We start from the raw sequence: 637 nt of genomic DNA on the forward strand, positions 1-637 counted from the left end.
GCCCCGTATCCCTACGGCGCCCGCGCCCCCGGCGGCCGAGGAGCAGTGATCTCATCGCTTCTCTCGACTCCTTCGCTTTCAAGGTCCCCGCGCCGCCCTCTGGACAGCGCAACGAGTAGATTACCGCGGGGGTCAAAAGTTGTCAATAGGGGTGTCCTCGTTCGAGGCACAAGCACTGTCTAGATCAGCAAGTTTGACCAAAAACCCGAGCGGCTTTCGAGGGGGTGAACCCTCCCCCCGCCCCAGCTAGGCTGGATCTGCTCCAACCAGGGCTCAGCCCCCTGGCCTAGGGCCTCGAGCCGGGACGGTTTTTAGTTGGCGAAACTCGCACAGCACGCATCTTTCTCTGTATATAGAGGGGAGGGGTTGACAGCTTTGGGGGGGCTTGCTACAGTAGCCGTTGCTGCTCAGGCAAGCCTCGAGCAGACGAACCTTGAAAAGAGAGAGTCAGTAAGCCACAAATCCCATATCTGGGATACAGCTTCAAATCAATCACGGCTTAAATGCCGTGCCTGTTCTTGGAGAGTTTGATCCTGGCTCAGGGTGAACGCTGGCGGTATGCCTAAGACATGCAAGTCGCACGGGCCGGTTTCGGCCGGCCAGTGGCGGACGGGTGAGTAACACGTGGGAGACGTGC

At 59.3% G+C, this 637-nt stretch carries 1 rRNA gene; it reads left to right on the forward strand.

Annotated features, from left to right (window positions below):
• Nucleotides 1-515 precede the first annotated feature (515 nt).
• Nucleotides 516-637: ribosomal RNA gene (locus tag Mterra_RS21635) — 16S ribosomal RNA — on the forward strand; the annotation flags it as partial.

Source organism: Calidithermus terrae, from assembly GCF_003574345.1.
GTDB classification, from domain to species: Bacteria; Deinococcota; Deinococci; order Deinococcales; family Thermaceae; genus Calidithermus; species Calidithermus chliarophilus.